The organism is uncultured Roseibium sp. (genome assembly GCF_963675095.2).
Lineage (GTDB): Bacteria > Pseudomonadota > Alphaproteobacteria > Rhizobiales > Stappiaceae > Roseibium.
The window spans coordinates 1-17278 of the sequence record NZ_CAXXSJ010000066.1 but is presented as its reverse complement, the minus strand read 5'-3'; the positions used below and the strand labels follow the sequence as shown (position 1 = coordinate 17278).

Annotated in this window: 19 protein-coding genes and 2 pseudogenes; 12 read left to right on the top strand and 9 right to left on the bottom strand. The window is 61.9% G+C overall.

Translation table 11 applies throughout. From position 1 onward, the window contains the following. Positions 1-29: 29 nt before the first annotated feature. The 5 genes from dctP to ABIN98_RS26005 form a co-directional block, all read right to left on the bottom strand. On the bottom strand, positions 30-1064 hold the full coding sequence (dctP, locus tag ABIN98_RS26025) for a TRAP transporter substrate-binding protein DctP (RefSeq protein WP_346914659.1): 1035 nt from the start codon (positions 1062-1064) through the stop codon (positions 30-32). A gap of 18 nt (positions 1065-1082) precedes the next feature. Further along, positions 1083-1583, bottom strand: coding sequence for a TRAP transporter small permease (locus tag ABIN98_RS26020; RefSeq protein ID WP_346914657.1), 501 nt, complete (start codon positions 1581-1583; stop codon positions 1083-1085). 79 nt (positions 1584-1662) lie between these two features. After that, the gene (locus ABIN98_RS26015) at positions 1663-2802 is read right to left on the bottom strand and encodes a MaoC family dehydratase N-terminal domain-containing protein (RefSeq protein ID WP_346914656.1); all 1140 of its coding nucleotides are present in this window, start codon (positions 2800-2802) and stop codon (positions 1663-1665) included. 37 nt (positions 2803-2839) lie between these two features. After that, the gene (locus tag ABIN98_RS26010) at positions 2840-3328 is read right to left on the bottom strand and encodes a hypothetical protein (protein WP_346914654.1); all 489 of its coding nucleotides are present in this window, start codon (positions 3326-3328) and stop codon (positions 2840-2842) included. Continuing rightward, positions 3256-4398 carry an acyl-CoA synthetase gene (locus tag ABIN98_RS26005; RefSeq protein WP_346914652.1) on the bottom strand — a complete coding sequence of 381 codons (1143 nt, stop codon included), beginning with the start codon at positions 4396-4398 and terminating at the stop codon, positions 3256-3258. The genes ABIN98_RS26010 and ABIN98_RS26005 overlap by 73 nt, the downstream gene beginning before the upstream one ends. Before the next feature lie 362 nt (positions 4399-4760). Here ABIN98_RS26005 and ABIN98_RS26000 point away from each other — a divergent pair, with 362 nt between their 5' ends. From ABIN98_RS26000 to ABIN98_RS25945, 12 genes are all read left to right on the top strand, one after another. Beyond that, positions 4761-5591: an IclR family transcriptional regulator gene (locus ABIN98_RS26000; protein ID WP_346914650.1), complete on the top strand. Its 831-nt coding sequence runs from the start codon at positions 4761-4763 to the stop codon at positions 5589-5591. Beyond that, positions 5588-6028 (top strand): PaaI family thioesterase, encoded by a 441-nt coding sequence (locus ABIN98_RS25995; RefSeq protein WP_346914648.1) that lies wholly within the window; start codon positions 5588-5590, stop codon positions 6026-6028. The genes ABIN98_RS26000 and ABIN98_RS25995 overlap by 4 nt, the downstream gene beginning before the upstream one ends. After that, positions 6012-6437: a CoA transferase gene (locus ABIN98_RS25990; protein ID WP_346914646.1), complete on the top strand. Its 426-nt coding sequence runs from the start codon at positions 6012-6014 to the stop codon at positions 6435-6437. The genes ABIN98_RS25995 and ABIN98_RS25990 overlap by 17 nt, the downstream gene beginning before the upstream one ends. Then, entirely contained in the window at positions 6337-7242 is a 906-nt protein-coding gene (locus tag ABIN98_RS25985) for a CaiB/BaiF CoA-transferase family protein (RefSeq protein ID WP_346914705.1), read from the top strand. The genes ABIN98_RS25990 and ABIN98_RS25985 overlap by 101 nt, the downstream gene beginning before the upstream one ends. 192 nt (positions 7243-7434) lie before the next feature. Further along, positions 7435-8604 carry an ABC transporter substrate-binding protein gene (locus tag ABIN98_RS25980; protein ID WP_346914644.1) on the top strand — a complete coding sequence of 390 codons (1170 nt, stop codon included), beginning with the start codon at positions 7435-7437 and terminating at the stop codon, positions 8602-8604. Between the two features lie 65 nt (positions 8605-8669). After that, positions 8670-9530, top strand: a complete 861-nt coding sequence (locus ABIN98_RS25975; protein WP_346914642.1) for a branched-chain amino acid ABC transporter permease — start codon at positions 8670-8672, stop codon at positions 9528-9530. 1 nt (position 9531) lies between these two features. Further along, a complete protein-coding gene (locus ABIN98_RS25970; protein WP_346914640.1) occupies positions 9532-10524 on the top strand; it encodes a branched-chain amino acid ABC transporter permease in 993 nt (330 codons plus the stop codon). Beyond that, positions 10521-11270 carry an ABC transporter ATP-binding protein gene (locus ABIN98_RS25965; protein WP_346914638.1) on the top strand — a complete coding sequence of 250 codons (750 nt, stop codon included), beginning with the start codon at positions 10521-10523 and terminating at the stop codon, positions 11268-11270. The genes ABIN98_RS25970 and ABIN98_RS25965 overlap by 4 nt, the downstream gene beginning before the upstream one ends. Then, complete coding sequence (locus ABIN98_RS25960) at positions 11263-11970, top strand: ABC transporter ATP-binding protein (protein WP_346914636.1); 708 nt, start codon at positions 11263-11265, stop codon at positions 11968-11970. The genes ABIN98_RS25965 and ABIN98_RS25960 overlap by 8 nt, the downstream gene beginning before the upstream one ends. A 24-nt stretch (positions 11971-11994) precedes the next feature. Next, positions 11995-13218 carry a cytochrome P450 gene (locus ABIN98_RS25955; RefSeq protein WP_346914634.1) on the top strand — a complete coding sequence of 408 codons (1224 nt, stop codon included), beginning with the start codon at positions 11995-11997 and terminating at the stop codon, positions 13216-13218. Between the two features lie 26 nt (positions 13219-13244). Next, the gene (locus tag ABIN98_RS25950; protein WP_346914703.1) at positions 13245-13565 is read left to right on the top strand and encodes a 2Fe-2S iron-sulfur cluster-binding protein; all 321 of its coding nucleotides are present in this window, start codon (positions 13245-13247) and stop codon (positions 13563-13565) included. Positions 13566-13710: 145 nt separating this feature from the next. Next, positions 13711-14244 carry a MarR family winged helix-turn-helix transcriptional regulator gene (locus tag ABIN98_RS25945; RefSeq protein ID WP_346914632.1) on the top strand — a complete coding sequence of 178 codons (534 nt, stop codon included), beginning with the start codon at positions 13711-13713 and terminating at the stop codon, positions 14242-14244. Between the two features lie 96 nt (positions 14245-14340). On the opposite strand, the gene cynS is transcribed toward ABIN98_RS25945, so the two are convergent. From cynS to ABIN98_RS25925, 4 genes and pseudogenes are all read right to left on the bottom strand, one after another. After that, positions 14341-14826, bottom strand: a complete 486-nt coding sequence (cynS, locus tag ABIN98_RS25940; protein ID WP_346914630.1) for a cyanase — start codon at positions 14824-14826, stop codon at positions 14341-14343. Between the two features lie 61 nt (positions 14827-14887). Further along, complete coding sequence (locus ABIN98_RS25935; protein WP_346914628.1) at positions 14888-16084, bottom strand: FAD-dependent oxidoreductase; 1197 nt, start codon at positions 16082-16084, stop codon at positions 14888-14890. Between the two features lie 91 nt (positions 16085-16175). Beyond that, positions 16176-17034 (bottom strand): annotated as a pseudogene (locus tag ABIN98_RS25930) (sulfurtransferase). Positions 17035-17128: 94 nt separating this feature from the next. After that, a pseudogene (locus ABIN98_RS25925) lies at positions 17129-17278 on the bottom strand (acyl-CoA dehydrogenase); the annotation flags it as partial.

The following is a 17278-nucleotide window of genomic DNA, read 5'->3' as shown; positions in this document are numbered from 1 at the left end:
TGCCGCGGCGCCTTTTGACCCTGTTTTCGTTATTCTTTTGTCAGCTCGCTGTACTGGGCGACCACGTCGGCGGCTTTCGGATTGCGCCCCCCGATCCGGTCGAGCCATTCCTCGCGCACCGTTGAGATCGCCTTGTTGATCGCGGCGTGTTCCTCATCGGTGAACTGGTAGACGTCTATGCCGTCTTCGGCCCATTTCTGGGTCAGGACCGCGACGGAATCGTCCTGGGCCTTGGCCACATGCATGGCGACCTCAGCGCCGGCCTTCAGCATGGCATCCTGCGTCTCCTGCGGCAGGCCTTCGAAAAGATCACGCCGGACCACGAGGATGAAGCTGTAGCCGCCGAACGCACCGTTCGTGGAGATGTGTTTGACCACTTCCTGAAGATTGTAGCCGGGGACCGAGGCGAGCGGGAAAAGGACGCCGTCGAGACGGCCCCGTTCGACGGCCGTGTAGACTTCCGGACCTGCGATGCTCACGCCGGCTGCGCCCAGGTCGCGGGCGACCATGGCCTGGGTGGCGCCGCTGGTGCGGATATTCAGGCCCTTCCAGTCGTCCGGTCCGCCGAGGTGCTTGTCTTTCGACAGGATCTGGTAGGGCGGCAGGACGAAGGCGAAGATCGGGACGACACCGGCATTGAGCATCTCATCCCGCAACGGGCCTTCCTGCATCATCTTCTGGAGGGCTGCGGTGCCCTGCTGGGCGGTGGTGTAGAAGCCGGGCAGGCCCACGACCGAATTCAGCGGCAGAACTTCCGCATTGTAGATCGGACCGATCAGGGCGGCGTCCACGATGCCGTTCGTGGTCGCGCTGAGCAGTTCCTTGGATTTAGCGGCCTGCTGCGCCGGGAAATGGGAGAAAGTGATCTTTCCGCCGGTCATTTCCTCGACCTGTTTCATCCACTTCTGCGTGCCTTCCATGGACACGATATGCGTGGTCGATTGGAAGTCGCCCAGCCGGAGTTCTTCCGCCTGCGCCGACAGGACGCCAAGTCCCGCGAGCGCGGTTCCGGCGATTGCGGCCCCAGCGATTGTAGCCATGAGGCCTGTAACGAGTCGTTTCATGTTTCCTCCTCCAAGGGTTCAGAGTGCCGGAGCGCTGGCTGCGCTTCTTTTTCTTGTGATTTCGAACAGGAGCCGCACCGTCAGAACGGAGCAGGCAAGGGGAACGGACAGGTAGGCCCAGCCGAGCGGCCAGTCGATGATGCCGAAATAGACTTCGTCGCGTTGAAAGGCCTGGAGCGTGAACCGGCCGGACATGTAGCTCACGGCGCCAAAGAAGGCGGCCGAACACAGCAGCATGAAGATGCGGACATAGGGCCAGAACGGTCCGAAGGTCTGCGGGGAGATGAACTCCAGGCACAGATGGCCGTTCTCCCGGAAGACCCGCGACAGGGACAGGGTCGCGACCGCCGGCATGAGATAGAATTCCACCATCTCGAACTGGAATTGCAGCGGGGTGCGGAAAAACAGCCGGCCGAGAATATCGGCGTTGATCAGCACCGCGATCAGGACGAGCGCAGCGCAGCCGAGAACATGCAGGACATCCTCGACGCGTTTCAAAATGGTTTCAAACCGTTCCATGGACCGCTCCTCCCAGTAACGTTCCATTGGTGAAAGGGTGGCGGCGGGGTCTCCGGCGACCCGCCGCCTGCACATCGTGTTACCGGGTTGGCAGCTCCACGATGGCACTACCGACAGCGGACAGTTCCCCGTCCTGTTGTTCGGCGCGTTGCGAGATTTCGACGAAATGCTTGCCGTCTTCCACGAACTTGCGGCTGACATGGCCGTTGATCAGGATGATGTCACCTTCCGGGTTGTGCCGGCGGACCTGACACTTGGCCTTGGCAAGGAAACCGTCGTCGCCCATCCAGTTGGTGATCTGGTGAGTGAGCCAGGACGTGCGTTCCGGGCCGTAGTCATAGGCGCCCGGTGCGCCGACCATCAGGGCGAATTCCTCTTCCCAATGGACACGTTCCGGGCAGTCGGGAATGCCGAAGCGGTTCTTGATGCCGGCACCGGGGTGCTTCTGCTGCAGCTGCCAGGCAAGCTTGTTGGCGCGGATATAAAGGCCACCCCAGCCCTGGGCATAGGCGATGAAGCCGGTGACCGTCATCGGGCCCTTGACCATGGTCGGCAGCTCCTCACCTTCGACCACGTCGTCCCAGTAGCGGGTCTCCGAACCGCGGATCTGTTCCTGTTCATAGTATTTGGTGTAGCTGTCCAGCTCTTCCTGGGTATAGACGCGCGGTTCCCGGTTGCGGACTTCGGTGTATTTGGTGCCGTTTTCCCGAGCCGCGTCGCGGTCGGTGCGGAAGCACCAGCTGTCGGCTTCCGAAAGCAGGTCCCCGGTCTTCGCGTCGTAGAACTTGACGTGATAGATCTGCTGGATCGCGCGGCCTGCAAAGCGGGTCTCGTGCGGGATCAGATCCTTCAGCCAGGCTTCGGTACGGATTTCCGTGTTGCGCAGGATCGGCTTGTGCCAGGTCCAGTCGGCACCCGACCACATGGCATGCACGCCCGGCAGGCCGCCGACATAGCCGGAGATGATGCGACTGGTGGCGAACAGGAAGCTCGGCAGGGCGATCACATCGCCGAATTTGGTGCCCTTCGCATACTCCGGATCGCACCACAGCGGATTGTCGTCGCCGATGCCATGCGCATAGTGGCGGATGTTGTCCCGGGTTGCTTCATAGCACCAGGGCTCGACCGTGTTCTCGATCTTGACGCCGATACGCGCCTGCAGCTCGAGCAGGCCTTCTTCCGTGATCTTCGGAAATTGCTTGTGCGCAACTTCGTTCATTTAAACCTCCCAATAAATGGCGTTGTGATCTGTGCCGTCAGGCTGCGTCCGCGGAGTTCTTCGCGACGGCATCGCGAAGAACCTTGCGGTTGACCTTTCCGGCGGGTGTCTTGGGTAATGTGTCGACGAATTCGACCTGCCGCGGATATTCGTGGCGGCTGAGGTTCTGGCGGACCAGGTCCTGGATTTCTTCGGTCAGACCTTCGGTCTTCTCACCCTTCAGGATGACATAGGCCTTCACCACCTGACCGCGGACCTCGTCGGGCACGCCGATCGCGGCGGCCTCGGCGACCATCGGGTGTTTCAGGATCGCGTCCTCGATCTCCACCGCACCGATGGTCCAACCGGCGGAAATGATCACGTCGTCGGCCCGGCCGCCGTGGTAGAAATAGCCGTCCTCGTCGACCCGGCCGAGATCCTTGGTCGGGAACCATTCGCCGCCCTTCTTGACCATCAGCTCGCCCGTCTCGCCGGGCTTGGCCGGATTGCCGTTCGCATCCTGGACCTCGACCTCGACCCCCGGCACGGCTTTGCCATGGCGCCGTCGCGTACTTCCAGGTCATCGGCGCCGGGATAGTTGGAGATGATCACGCCGATTTCGGTCGTGCCGTACATGGACCGCACCTTGGTGCCGAACACGCGCTCACAGAAGGCAGCGGTCTCGCTGTCGATCGGTTCGCCGGTGAAGGTGAGCTTTTCGAAAGCGTAGGTGAAGTTTTCCGCTTCGCCGGAATTGCGCATCATCCGGTAATGGGTGGCTGCAGCGGTGAGGTTGGTGATATTGAAGTCCTGCAAGGCCTTCAGCAGGCGGACCGGATCGAATTTGCCGGAGAAGGTTCCGGTCGAGACCCCGAGCGCGAGCGGTGCCATGGTGCCGTGCCAAAGGCCATGGCCCCAGGCCGGCGAAGAAGGGCAGAAGAACCGGTCGCCCGGACGGATGCCGGTCGCATAAAGGGCGGCCACCATCAGCGTCACGATTGAACGATGGGTGTGCCGGACCGCGGCCGGCAGCAACCGGGTCGTGCCAGAGGTGTATTGCAGCACCGCGAGATCGTTGCCGGCAGTGTCCCAGTCGAAGGTTGCCGGCAGTTCGGCAATCGACGTCAGGAAGGCCTCATCGACCACGACGACATCCAGGTTGCCGGCTGCTTCTGCGTCACCGGCCTTTTCCGGATTGGTGAACATCAGCTTCGGCTTGCAGTCGTCGGCACGCAGGCGGATGCCTTCCGGACCGAACAGCGTGAACATCGGCACGGCCACGGCACCAGCTTTGATGGCACCGAACAGCGCAGCGTAATAGCCGAGCGAGGGTTCCAGCATGACCGCCACGCGGTCGTCTTTGCCGATGCCGCGGTTCTTCAGGTAATGCGCAAACTGGGATGCACGGCGGCTGAGGTCGGCGAATGTGATGATCTCGTCCCGGCCGTCGGCGTGGGCAATGCGCAGCGCGACATTTTCGCCGTTCACATGCCGGTCGATGCACTCGTGCGTGATGTTGAACCGTTCGCGCGTTCCGTCGAACAGCTCCCAAAGCGCCTGCTTCGAGTAATGCTTCTGTGCATCCGAATACGACGTGTAGTCGGTCAGCTTCACCACGCCTCACTCCTCCCGGTTCCATTGGCTGTCATCGCCATTGGAGCTGAGCATAGGCGTCATCAATTTTTATTGTCAATATGTTTTCTTATTGTCTATAGACAATGAATTTGAAAGGCAACTATAAAGAGAAACTTCTTGCAGAGGTGGCTTTAGTATCTGAATAAGTCATTGAAAAAAATGAGTATTATCGAAATTTGAGGCGAGGAAAAAAATTGGGGTGAGGCGGTGTGGTCCTCATTGTCGGATTTGAAAGAGTGCGGTACTTATTGGCCGTTGCAATCGGAAAGCAAAAACGATAAACCGACATGAATTGTTGTCAGTGCGTTTATAAATTGCGTATAGACAATGAACGGGAGGAATGAATGGAAGCCTCGTCAGACAAGGACATGCGTAAGCGCCAGGTCCCGGCAGTGACCCGCGCGATCGGCATCCTGAGGCAGCTCGGCAAGGCCAATGAGCCCATCGGCGTCAACCAGATCGCCCGCGAACTGGAACTGATTCCGAGCACGTGCCTGCATATCCTGCGCGTCCTGGTGGACGAGGGGCTGGTGGCCTTCGATCCGGTGTCCAAACGTTACTCGATCGACGTCGGCATTCTGCCGATCGCCCGCAGCGCGATCCAGAAGAACACCTTCGCCAACCTCGTGGAACGCAGGCTGACGGAACTGTCGCTGCGTTTCGGCGTGACCGGTGTCGCGACCCAGTTGAGCGATCCAGAACACATGGTGGTGGTTGCCCTGTCTCAGGCGCCGCTGCCGTTCCGCCTGCAGGTCGATCTGGGCAGCCGGTTCCCGGCCCTCATCAGTGCGACCGGCCGCTGCTTTGCGGCCTTCAATGCCCTGTCTGAGGCAAGCCTGAAGAAGGGGTTTGCCCGGCTGAACTGGGAACACCCGCCGACCTATGAGGCATGGAAAGCGGAATGCGATGAAGCGCGCGAAAAAGGCTATGCGGTCGATACCGGCACCTATATCGGTGGCGTCACCATTCTAGCCGTGCCCTTTTTCAATCACGCCGGTCACATGACCCACAGTCTGGTCGCCATCGGAATTTCCGAGAAGGTCGACGCAATCGGTGTCGATGCCATCGCTCAGGACATGCTGGCCATCCGTGACGAGGTCGCCTCGCTCCTCTTCGGTCCGGAGGGCGGCGAAGCCCATGGCAAAGCCGGCAAGGCGGCGAGGTCTTCCAAATGAGCGGCGAGGCACAGGTCGACTGGCGGCCGCTGAAGTCGGTGGGGCTGATGGCGGCCATCGGTCCGCTGCTTGCGAAGCGGTCGGAGGAGACCTGGCGCTACGGCCTGCAGACCGGGCCCCAGCATGCCAATGCCATTGGCGTGATCCACGGCGGCACGCTGACCGCCCTGGTGGATCAGGCCATGTCGCTCATTGCCTGGGAGGCGGTGGAGCGACAGCCGGTGGTCACGGTTCACATGGACACGACGTTCCTGAGTTCCGCAAAGCCCGGCGACTTCCTGGAGGTGGAAGCACGCCTGGTGGACCGGAAGGGATCGATGGTTTTTCTCGACGCCGAGATCACGTCGGATGACGCCCTCATACTGAAGGCGTCCTGCGTCATGAAATGCGTCAAATCACGCCCTGGGGAGGAGCGGGACAATGGAAACTCAGGCTGAAACGGCAAAGCCCGGCCCGCTTGCCGGTATCCGGGTGCTGGATTTCTCGCGCATCCTGTCCGGCCCCTATGCCACGCAGATCCTCGCGGATCTCGGTGCGGAAGTGATCAAGATCGAAACCATCGACAAGGGCGACGAGACCCGGCACTTCCCGCCGTTCAAGGGCCCTTTCAGCCACTATTTCATCGCGCTCAATCGCGGCAAGCAAAGCATTGCTCTCGATCTGAAGTCGGAGCGCGGTGCCGACCTTGCCCCGCCGGCTGGCGGGCGAAGTCGATATCGTGGTGGAGAATTTCCGCCCCGGCGTGATGGACAAGCTCGGCCTCGGCTACGAAACCCTGTCCAAGGACAATCCCGGGCTTCTCTATTGCTCCATCAGTGGCTTCGGCAACGACAGCCCGTTGAGTGAGAAGCCGGCCTTTGACGTCGTCGCCCAGGCCCTGTCGGGTGTCATGAGCATCAATCGCGAGGCGGGCGCCACGCCCAACCGGCTCGGGCTCCCCCTCGGCGATATGGCCGGTGGTATCTATGCCCTGTTCGGGGTCCTTGCGGCCCTGGTGGAACGCCAGCGGACCGGCAAGGGCCAGCGCATCGATGTCGCCATGCTCGACGGGCTGATGGGCATGCTCGGCTATCTCGCGCAGATCTATTTCGTCACCGGCAAGGCGCCGGAGCCGGTCGGCACAAAGCATCCGAACATCGTTCCCTATGGCGCTTACCCGACCAAGGACGGCCATGTAATCGTCGCCTGCCTGACGGAAATCTTCTGGCGCAATTTCGCCGAAGCCCTGGACATGCCCGAGCTGACGTCGGATCCGCGCTTTGCCGAGTATTCCGCCCGGCTGGAAAACCGGCAGGTGCTGGAAGACATCATCGGGCAGCGGATGCGCCGCGACGACAATGCCTACTGGCTTGATCGGCTCACCGAATACGACGTGCCGAGCGCGCCGATTCTCGATGTCGGCCAGGCGCTGGAGCAGGCCCATACGCGAGCCCGCGATCTCGTCGGCAAGACACATCACGCCTCTGTCGGCGACATGGAGTTCCTGCGCACGCCCATCCGGTTCTCCGGCAAACCGTTGGACGGCGCCAGCCCGCCGCCGCTGCTCGGCGAACAGACGCCCGAGGTGCTGTCGCGGCTGCTCGGCCTCAATGAGGCGGAGATCGGCGACCTCATTGGCGACGCGGTAATATCCGGAAAAAAGGCAAGTTAGACAAAGGCTTGGCTGCATAACGCTTCTTATTCTTCGTGTTGTTCTTTGCCGTTGATTCAGGTGAATGGGCCGCAAGGATGTGAGGCTAAAATTTAAGCAGTTGACATCACAACTCGTTCATGGCTAGCTCTGGCGTGTTGACATCGCAACTCGTCGGGAAGAGGAACCCGCACGAGAGGGAGGGAAAATCCAATGAACAGCCTTTTGAAGGCCGCGGGCGCAGCTCTTGCGCTTTCGGTCATCGGGACCGGTTTGTCTTTCGCCGACACGATCAAGGTCGGCGTCATCGCGCCGTTCTCCGGTCCGTTTGCCATCTACGGAAAGCAGTACAAGGAAGCGATCGCCGTCTATGTCGATCAGCACGGCACCAAGGCCGGCGATCACGACATCGAATTCATCTACAAGGATGTCGGTGGCCCGAACCCGGACAATTCACGCTCGCTCGCGCAGGAACTGCTGATCCGTGAGCAGGTCGATTATCTGGCCGGTTTCACCTTCACGCCCAACGCGCTCGCCGTTGCACCCCTGATCGACCAGTCCGAAACGCCGACGGTGATCTTCAACGCCGCCACGTCGGCGATCAACAAGCAGTCGGAGTTCTACGTCCGCACCAGCTACACCCTGTGGCAGGTCTCCGCCCCCATGGCCGAATGGGCCTACGATCAGGGCATCCGCACGGTGGCGACCACGGTGGCCGACTACGGCCCGGGCATCGATGCGGAAAAGGCATTTGCCGCCGCCTTTGAAGCCAAGGGCGGCAAGGTGGTCGATGCGATCCGCATGCCGCTGGCAACGACCGATTTCACGCCGTTCATCCAGCGGATCCGCGACGAGGCTCCCGATGCCCTGTTCGCCTTCCTGCCGGGCGGGCCGCCCACCTTCGGTTTCACCAAGACCTATAACGAAAACGGTCTCGCCGAGGCAGGCATCAAGTTTCTGGGCACGGCGGAAACCGAAGAGGTCAACCTTCAGGCGCTAGGTGACGCGGCCATCGGCCTGACAACGGCCTATCATTATTCCGGTGCGCACGACTCCGAGCTGAACGCAGCCTTCACCTCGCGTCTGTCGGAAATGTTCCCCGACGCCATCGCCAACTGGGCATCTGTCGGTGCCTATGACGGCACGCACCTGATCTATGAGATGGTGGCAGCTGCCGGCAGCGACGGCCCGGCCGCGATCGAAGTGGCGAAGGGACTGGAGTGGGAGAGCCCGCGCGGACCGCTGAAGATGGATCCGGAAACCCGGACGGTTATTCAGAACGTCTATATCCGCGAGGTCGAACGCGACCCGGCATCCGGCCTTCTGGTCAATCGTGAAAAAGGGGTCATCGCAACCGTCGGTGATCTCGGCTGGAACCCGTAATGCCATAGCCCGCGGGCGGCCTGAGCCGCCCGCGGAACGCCTGATATTCTTCGGAACAAAAACTGATGTCACTGCTTTTGAATATCGCAGTGGACGGGATCGCTTACGGTATGATCCTGTTCATGATCGCGGTCGGCCTGTCCGTCACCATGGGGCTGATGCGCGTCATCAATCTCGCCCATGGCGGCTTCGCCCTGATCGGCGGCGTGACCATGCACGGACTGCTGGCTTCCGCTGGCATGGCCTACGGCATCGCCGTCGTGCTTTCGGTCGCTTTCACAATGGTCCTTGCCTTGCCGCTTGAACGCTTGCTCTACCGCCGGATTTACCGTTTCGGCGAGCTGCAGCAGGTCCTGGCGACCATCGGCATCACGTTCCTGATCATCGCAACGGTGAACGTCCTGTTCGGTTCCTCATTGCTCGCGATCCCGCTTCCAAAATCCTTGTCCGTTTCCGTCGATCTCGGCTTCCGCACCCTGCCGCTCCATCGTCTGCTGGTGATCGGCGTAGGGTTTCTGGTGATCCTCGGCCTCTACGGTCTTCTGGAGCGGACCCGGTTCGGCATCCGGCTGCGTGCTTCGGTGGACAACCGCAATGCCGCCGCCACGCTCGGCATCAACACCGGCCACGTCTATGCGATTACCTTCTGCCTTGGCGCCGGACTGGCCGCCCTTGGTGGCATTCTCGGCGCGGAATTGTTGCCGATCGATGCCTATTACCCGCTGCGCTACATGGTGCTGTTCCTGATCGTCGTCGCGGTTGGCGGCATGGGCTCGATTACCGGTTCCTTTTTCGCGGCAATCGGGCTCGGCCTCCTGGAAACCGCCTCCCGGTATCTCGTCCCCGATTTCGGCACGATCTTCTTCTTTGCCTGTGTCATGGCGCTGCTCGCCGTGCGCCCCAACGGCCTGCTTGGAAGGGCATGACATGAGCCTCACCGAGACAGCTCAGGTTCAATCCGGCAGACGCGGGCTTTTCTCGCGGCGGCTTGTGGCCGATGCCGCACTCCTGGCCGTGGCCGTCTGTGCCTTCTTCCTGTTTCCCTATGATCTGGCCTTTCTGACCCGCATCCTGATCATGATGATCCTGGTGCTGTCGCTGGATCTGGTGCTGGGTTATGGCGGCATCGCCACGTTGGGCCAGGCGGCTATGTACGGAACCGGCGCCTATGCCGCCGGGCTGTTTGCCATCCATGTCTGGGCGGACCCGGTCGCCGGGCTGCTGGTCGGGGCCCTGGCCGGAGCAGCCATCGCCTTCCTGTCGGCCCTGGTCGTCATGCGGGCCCACGGCCTGACCCTTTTGATGCTGACCATCGCCGCCGCCCAGATCCTGCAGGAGATCGCCAACAAGGCGAGGCCGGTCACAGGCGGTGCCGACGGCCTGCGTGGCATCCGCATGGAGCCGCTATTCGGCAGCCTGAAGTTCGATTTCATCGGCCAGACCGGCTACTGGTATGCGCTTGGCGTTCTGTGTGTGGTCTTTGCCGTCCTGAAAGTGATCACCGCGTCTCCGTTCGGACTGTCGGTGCGTGGCATCAAGGCCAGTCCGGCGCGCATGACGGCGATCGGCACCTCCGTCTACTGGCGGCTGGTGGTGCTCTACACCATCGGCGGCGCCGTCGCCGGTATCGCCGGCGCGCTTGCTGCCCAGATCACGTCTCTGGTCAGCCTGGAAGCTTATTCCTTCTCCCTGTCCGCCGAGGCGCTGATCATGCTGATCCTCGGGGGAACCGGTCGTCTCTACGGTGCGATCCTGGGAGCCGCGATCTTCATGGTGGTGCACCATACCGCCGCTTCCGTGGATCCGTTCAACTGGCTCTTCGTCATCGGGGCGATGGTCCTGGCCGTGGTCTTCTTCGTGCCCTCCGGCTTGTTGGGGCTGAAAGACGTCGTCCGTTCCCTCGCACGGAGGGTGTCATGATGGGCGGACTTGAAATACGCAACCTGAACAAGCGGTTCGGCGGCCTGACGGTAGCAAACGACATCAACCTCGATCTGAAACCGGGAGACCGGAAGGCCCTGATCGGACCGAATGGTGCCGGAAAGACCACCTTTGCCAATCTGATCACCGGCATCACGCCGCCGACGTCGGGCGAGATCTTTCTGGACGGCCGGGATATCCGGCGTCTTACCGAGGCAAAGCGCGTCAAGGCCGGGATCGCGAAGACCTTCCAGATCACGACCCTGTTCAGCGCCCTGACGGTGCGGGAAAATCTGCGCCTTCCCGTGCTCGAACGGGCAGGGCGGTCCTGGGGCTTCTTCAGAGCGGCCGCGTCGATGGCCGACATCGATGCGGAGGTGGACGCGCTCCTGGACAGTTTCAACCTGTCACGTCACGCCGACCGTCCAGTCGAGCAGCTTGCCTACGGCCAGCAGCGCTTGGTCGAAATGGCGCTGACGCTTGCCCTGAAACCGCGGATCCTCATTCTCGACGAACCGGCGGCCGGCGTTCCGACCAGCGACACACATCTGATCACCGATGCCATAGCGGCTCTTCCGGACGACCTCGCCGTCCTGATCATCGAACACGACATGAAGCTGGTGTTTCAGGTGGCCCGCTCCATCGTCGTGCTGGTGAACGGAACCGTTCTGACGGAAGGGGCACCCGCGGAGATCGCTCAAGATCCGCAGATCAGGGACCTTTATCTCGGAGCGCGCCATGACTGATCCGATCCTGTCCCTCAAGGGCGTTTCCGCAGGCTATGGCGCAACCCATGTGCTCAACGACGTCAGCTTCGAGGTTGCCAGGGGCGAACGCCTTGCGATCGTCGGGCGCAACGGCGTCGGCAAGACGACCACCCTTGCCACGATCATGGGACTGACCCGGGTCCACAGCGGGGAAATCAGCTACGGCGACCGGCCGATCACCCGGCTCGACACCCACAGCCGGTCCCGCCTCGGTCTGGGCCTGGTGCCCCAGACGCGGGATATCTTTCCCTCGCTGACGGTGGAGGAAAATCTCCTCGCGGGCGCCGGCCGACACTCGGATCTGGAGAAGGCCTACGACCTGTTCCCCCGTTTGAAGGAGCGGCGGAAGAACGGCGGCACCCAGCTGTCGGGCGGCGAACAGCAGATGCTGTCCATCGCCCGGGCGCTTTTGGGTGACCCGGACGTGCTGATGCTGGACGAACCGCTGGAAGGCTTGGCGCCGGTGATCTGCGACATGCTGATGGGTGTTTTCGAGCGCTTGGCAGGCGAACAAGGCCTGACCGTCGTCCTGGTCGAGCAGCATGTGGACCTTGCGCTCGAATTCGCCACCCGCGCGCTCATCATCGACGGCGGCGAGATCGTTCATGAAGCGGCGTGCGAAGAGCTGCGCCGGTCACCGGAAATATTGGAACGGCACGTCGGCCTTCAGGCCGGCTGACAAACTTTCGAAGGGAGATGGATCATGACCATGATCGAAGGCCACATTGTACCCAAGGTGCCGGACGGCGTTCCGGTCTGGGATGTCGATCCTTACGATCCGGCGATACTGTCGGATCCTCAGGCCTATTATGCGGATCTGCGCGCCAAGGGGCCGTTTGCCTATATCCCGCGCTACGGGGTTCTCGCCTGCGGGCGTTACGCAGAAACCAAGGAAGTCTTCGGCGATCACTCCCGTTTTGTTTCCTCGCGCGGTGTCGGCCTCCTGGATTTCAAACTTGAAAAGCCCTGGCGGCCGCCGTCGATCGTGCTGGAGGTCGATCCGCCTTATCACGCGAAAACGCGGACCGTGATGGCAAGGGCATTGTCTCCCAAGGCTGTTGCGCAGCTGAAGGAGGATTTCCGGGCCGCGGCAGACAAACTCGTCGATGAACTTCTGGAAAAGGGGACATTCGAAGCGGTCGAAGATCTGGCGGAAGTCTTCCCCGTGCGGGTCTTCCCGAAAGCGGTCGGCTTGAAACAGGCCAATCGTCGCGCGCTGGTCGACTATGGGGCGATGGTCTTCAACGCACTCGGTCCAGACAATGCAATTCGCCGCACGGCCCTCGCCAAGGCGCCGGATATCGTGCCCTGGATCATGGAGCAATGCGCCCGGGAAAACCTCGAATCCGAAGGATTCGGCGCAACGATCTACGCGGCGGCCGACAATGGGGAACTGACCATGGAAGAAGCGGGCATGCTCGTCCGCTCGCTTCTGTCGGCCGGCGTGGACACGACCGTGACCGGCATCGGCAGCGCACTTTGGTGCCTGGCTAGTTTCCCCGAGGAGTTCGAACGGCTAAAGGCCGATCCCAAACTGGCCCGTCCGGCATTTGAGGAAGCCCTGCGCTACACCTCGCCGGTGCATACCTTCTGCCGGACCGCGGACGTGGATACCGAAGTTTCAGGCGTGTCGATCGCCAAAGACACGAAGATCCTGTGCGTTCTCGGTGCCGCCAATCTCGATGGCGAACACTGGTCGGAGGCCGACCGGTTCGACATCGCCCGCCGGCCGACGGGTCATCTGGCCTTTGGAACCGGGATTCACGGCTGCGTCGGCCAGAACGTTGCCCGGGCCGAAGTGGAAGCGGTTCTCTTGGCACTCGCCGACAAGGTTGGTGCGATCGAGATGACCGGTGAAGCGGTGTGGCGCCCGAACAATGCGATCCATGCCCTGGACCGCATGCCGATCCGCTTTCATCCGAAGTAAGAAGTTCAATAAGGGAGAGTGCCTTGGTGAAGGTCACCTATGTTTCAGCCTCCGGACAAAGGACCGAAGTGGATGTTCCGGAAGGAGACAATCTCATGCAGGCCGCCGTCGCCAACAACGTCGATGGCATTGTCGGGGAATGCGGCGGATCGATGATGTGCGCCACCTGCCATGTCTACGTGGATGAACCTTGGGCAGCCGGGCTTCCGGAAAAGTCGGAAGGCGAAACCGAGATGCTGGAATGCGCGACCGCGGAACTGAAGGCGGGCAGCCGCCTCGGCTGCCAGATCACGGTCAATGCCGGCATGGACGGTCTGACCGTGCATGTTCCCGATAGTCAGCAATGATGACGGTGTTACCCGGCACAGGCAGATATCGCTGCCATTCCGTAGCAGCACCGCCGCCTCGGTGTACTTTGCCGTGAAAATGGGAGATATGTCGGGATCGAACGACTAATGCACCCCCGACATGGACGGAAGAGCCTCTTCGCCTATGAACAAGCACACGCCCGAGGGTACGACTCCCAACAGCCGGAAGAAGACCTGTCCGGAGGGGCGTGTTTCGAGCCCGACCAAACCGCGGGACGGCCGGCCGGTCGTCGATGTGACAACCTATATCCCCTATTTCCTGTCGTCGGTGAACAACGCCCTGTCCCGGGGGGCGTCCCTGCTTTACCTGGAAAAATTCGACATCGGCATCGTTGAATGGCGCGTGGTGTCGATGCTGGCGATCGAGCCGCGCATTCCCGCCTCCCGGATCTGCGAGGTCGTGTCGCTCGACAAGGCCGCGACCAGTCGAGCGCTGACCCGACTCCATGAGCGGGGCTTCCTGGACTTCCAGGCCCAGGAACAGGATCCGCGCCGGAAGATCTGGTGGCTGAACGATGCCGGATACGCCTTGCATGACGAGATCCTGGCCGTTGCCCTCAAGCGCGAAGAGAAGCTGATCGACGGCGCCGATCCGGACGACCTGGAAGCGTTCCTAAGGGTCATGCGCGTCATGCGCCGGAACGTCGAAACACTTTGAGGCGAGCGGGCCTCCGGTCTGCCATCGAAAATCGGATAAACGAAAGGCCGGTGAGAGTGATCTCACCGGCCTTCATATCTTGTCGTCAGCGGCGGCTTACCACTGGTTATAGGGCAGGAACTTGCCGGTCATGGTGACCTGGACGCGGTCGCCCTTCGGGTTCGGGATGCGGTCGATCTTCAGGTCGAAGTCGATGGCGCTCATGATGCCGTCGCCGAATTCCTCGTGGATCAGTTCCTTGATGGTGTCGCCGTAGACGTAGGTGATCTCGAAGAAACGGTAGATCAGCGGGTCCTTGGAAACGGTCTCGGCTTCCTGGCCCTTCTTCGGCGGCAGCTGGAGCGCGATTTCCACGTCCTTGGTGCGGTTGCCGAGGCCAAGGAAGGCGGCAACCTTGGCGGCGGCTTCCGCCGGCAGGGTGTTCTGGCCGAGGCAGGCGGAAACCACGAAGACGTCGGACATGCCGGCCGCCTTGGAGATCTCGGCCCAGCTTGTCTGCTTGGCGAATTTTGCCGCCATGATCAGCTCGGTCATTTCCAGCTTGCTCATCAGCGGTGCAGGTGCAGTTTCGGTAGCGCTCATTTTATTGCTCCTTTTGAAGATCGTGTGTTTCTTGTTGAGGGTGTCATGTTTCCGGACGGGATCAGGCGGCAGCCTCGCGGGTTCCGTCGCTATCCGGTCCTGTCTGGGCGAGCGCCTTGCGGGCCATCATGTGGTCGCGCGGCGCATTGACCGTATCGACGGCAAGCAGGCGGTCGCCGAGGAAATATTTCAGGGCGAAACGGCCCTCGTCGTAGGCGCCTTCCAGTTCGGTCCGGTCGTAGCCGGACGACAGGCCGGCGATCTGCAGCTTGGCGTCGTACTGGTCGGACCAGAACCAGGGAACCGGATCATAAGCCTGTGTTTCGCCGAGGATGCTGCCAGCGGCGATCTTGGCCTGGTCGATGGCGTTCTGGACGCTTTCCAGGCGGATTGTCCGGCCATAGCGCGCGGAGGGAAATTCGGTGCAATCGCCTGCGGCGTAGATATCCGGCACGGAAGTGCGGGCATAGGCATCGACGGTGATGCCGTTGCCGACGGCAAGGCCGGCACTCTCCGCAAGCCCGGTAACCGGAACGGCTCCGACGGCCAGAAGCACCAGATCGGCGGGAATTTGCGTGCCGTCGCCGAGCGCGACACCGGTGACGGAAGTTTCGCCGGTCAGCCGCTCGACTTTCTGTTCCAGGCGCAGGGTGACGCCATGAGCCCTGTGCAGGGTCTGGAAATAGGTCGAGATTTCAGGTGCGACGGAGCGTTCCATCACGCGCCCGCAGGCTTCGATGACCGTGACGGTCTTACCGAGCCCGGCGGCAACGGCGGCGAATTCCATGCCGATATAACCGCCGCCCAGGATCGCGACGTTTTCGGCTTTGGCCAGGGTGTCCCGGATGGCGGCGACATCGGCCATCGTGCGGAGCGAGAAGACGCCGTCCAGCGTGGCGCCCTCCAGCGGGATCTGTCGCGCCCGTGTCCCGGTCGCCAGCAGCAGGGAGGAATAGGGCAGGCGGGTGCCGTTTGAAAGCGCGATGCATTTGGCAGCCGGATCGATGGACGCGACCGAGGTCTTCGTGCGCAGGTTCGACCGAGGCGGGTTTCGAAATAGGCCTCCGGTCGCAGGAACAAACGTTCCTCGTCCATCTCGCCTTTCAGATAGGCTTTCGACAGCGGCGGACGCTGGTAGGGCAGGAAGGCCTCCGTCGCCCAACATGACGACATCGCCGTCGTAGCCTTTCGCGCGCAGGGTTTCGGCCGCCTTGATGCCGGCCTGGCCGGCGCCGACGATGAGGATTGGGTCCGTCATGGGTCGTGTCTGTTTCGGTTTCTAGTTCACTCGGGAAGGAAACGCATGGGGCGCGGCTGCAAGTGCGTCCCATGCGATTTTGAGGCAGACCTTAGTAGGGCAGGCCTTCCTCGATCGGCCAGCGACGGATCGCGGGACCATTCGTTCCAGGACCCCGAAGTAGATCTTCACGTCCTTCACGCCGGCTTCCTTGAGCGCCAGGTAGGTGTTCGAGGCGCGCGCGCCCTTGAAGCAGTAGATGGCAACCGGGGTGTCCGGCGTGATGCCGACGGTCGCGCATTCGGCGAGCACTTCTTCCTTGCTCTTGAGCATCGGACCTGCCGGGGGTCGGCTTCATCATCCGGTACCACTCCAGCCACTTGGCACCCGGAATCCGGCCCTTGCGCGGGCAGAAGTCCTTGCCATAGGGAGAAGAGCTTTCCCGCGATCCACTCGTCGATGTCACGGACATCGAGCTTGACGACGGCAGCGTCCTTGACCGCGTCGAGCATCGCCGCCGCGTCCATCATCAGGTCCTTGCCGGTGTCGGTCATCGGGAAGGTCTTCGGCTCAGGTGCCGCCGCTTCCGTGGAAACCGGGAGGCCTGCCTCGGTCCAGGCAGCATAGCCACCGTGCAGGACCTTGATCTTCGGATAGCCGAGATACTGCAGCAGGAAGTAGCCGCGGCAGGACTGGCCGAAGCCGGTGTTCATCGACTGTTCGTAGATGACAGCGGTTTCCGCGCCGGACAGGCCGACCGAACCGAATTCCTCTGCGAACTTGTCCCGGAGTTCGACGATGCCTTCCGGCGAGGACGTCGCCAGGTAGGTGAAGATGTCATGCAGATTGACCGCTCCGGGAACGTGCCCGGCGGCGAAGGCGTCCGGGGCCCGCGTGTCGATGATCACGCAGGATTCCGATTTAGCCAGGCTTTCCAGTTCAGCCGGTGAAATCAGGCTTTTGTCCGTCATGTCTGTTGTCCTTTCCACTCCGACGACCGGGGAAGGGCCGGTCCCCTCTGTTTGAGCAATTGGTTTTTTCGCTCTTTTTTGCGGCGAGGCTTATTCAGGCCTCGCCGAGATCCGCCAGCATCTTGCGCAGCTGCTTGGTGGCAGGCGTCACGATGGCAACGAAATAGGCTTCGCGGAGGCGGCGCTGCGCGGGACCGCGCTTGACGTAGCCGCGGGCTCCGCAGTGGAGCATGGCGTTGTGGGC

Coding starts and splice junctions, on each gene's coding strand:
- dctP (WP_346914659.1), bottom strand. CDS start 1,064: ATGAAACGACTCGTTACAGGCCTCATGGCTACAATCGCTGGGGCCGCA.
- ABIN98_RS26020 (WP_346914657.1), bottom strand. CDS start 1,583: ATGGAACGGTTTGAAACCATTTTGAAACGCGTCGAGGATGTCCTGCAT.
- ABIN98_RS26015 (WP_346914656.1), bottom strand. CDS start 2,802: ATGAACGAAGTTGCGCACAAGCAATTTCCGAAGATCACGGAAGAAGGC.
- ABIN98_RS26000 (WP_346914650.1), top strand. CDS start 4,761: ATGGAAGCCTCGTCAGACAAGGACATGCGTAAGCGCCAGGTCCCGGCA.
- ABIN98_RS25995 (WP_346914648.1), top strand. CDS start 5,588: ATGAGCGGCGAGGCACAGGTCGACTGGCGGCCGCTGAAGTCGGTGGGG.
- ABIN98_RS25990 (WP_346914646.1), top strand. CDS start 6,012: ATGGAAACTCAGGCTGAAACGGCAAAGCCCGGCCCGCTTGCCGGTATC.
- ABIN98_RS25985 (WP_346914705.1), top strand. CDS start 6,337: ATGGACAAGCTCGGCCTCGGCTACGAAACCCTGTCCAAGGACAATCCC.
- ABIN98_RS25980 (WP_346914644.1), top strand. CDS start 7,435: ATGAACAGCCTTTTGAAGGCCGCGGGCGCAGCTCTTGCGCTTTCGGTC.
- ABIN98_RS25975 (WP_346914642.1), top strand. CDS start 8,670: ATGTCACTGCTTTTGAATATCGCAGTGGACGGGATCGCTTACGGTATG.
- ABIN98_RS25970 (WP_346914640.1), top strand. CDS start 9,532: ATGAGCCTCACCGAGACAGCTCAGGTTCAATCCGGCAGACGCGGGCTT.
- ABIN98_RS25965 (WP_346914638.1), top strand. CDS start 10,521: ATGATGGGCGGACTTGAAATACGCAACCTGAACAAGCGGTTCGGCGGC.
- ABIN98_RS25960 (WP_346914636.1), top strand. CDS start 11,263: ATGACTGATCCGATCCTGTCCCTCAAGGGCGTTTCCGCAGGCTATGGC.
- ABIN98_RS25955 (WP_346914634.1), top strand. CDS start 11,995: ATGACCATGATCGAAGGCCACATTGTACCCAAGGTGCCGGACGGCGTT.
- ABIN98_RS25945 (WP_346914632.1), top strand. CDS start 13,711: ATGAACAAGCACACGCCCGAGGGTACGACTCCCAACAGCCGGAAGAAG.
- cynS (WP_346914630.1), bottom strand. CDS start 14,826: ATGAGCGCTACCGAAACTGCACCTGCACCGCTGATGAGCAAGCTGGAA.
- ABIN98_RS25935 (WP_346914628.1), bottom strand. CDS start 16,084: ATGACGGACCCAATCCTCATCGTCGGCGCCGGCCAGGCCGGCATCAAG.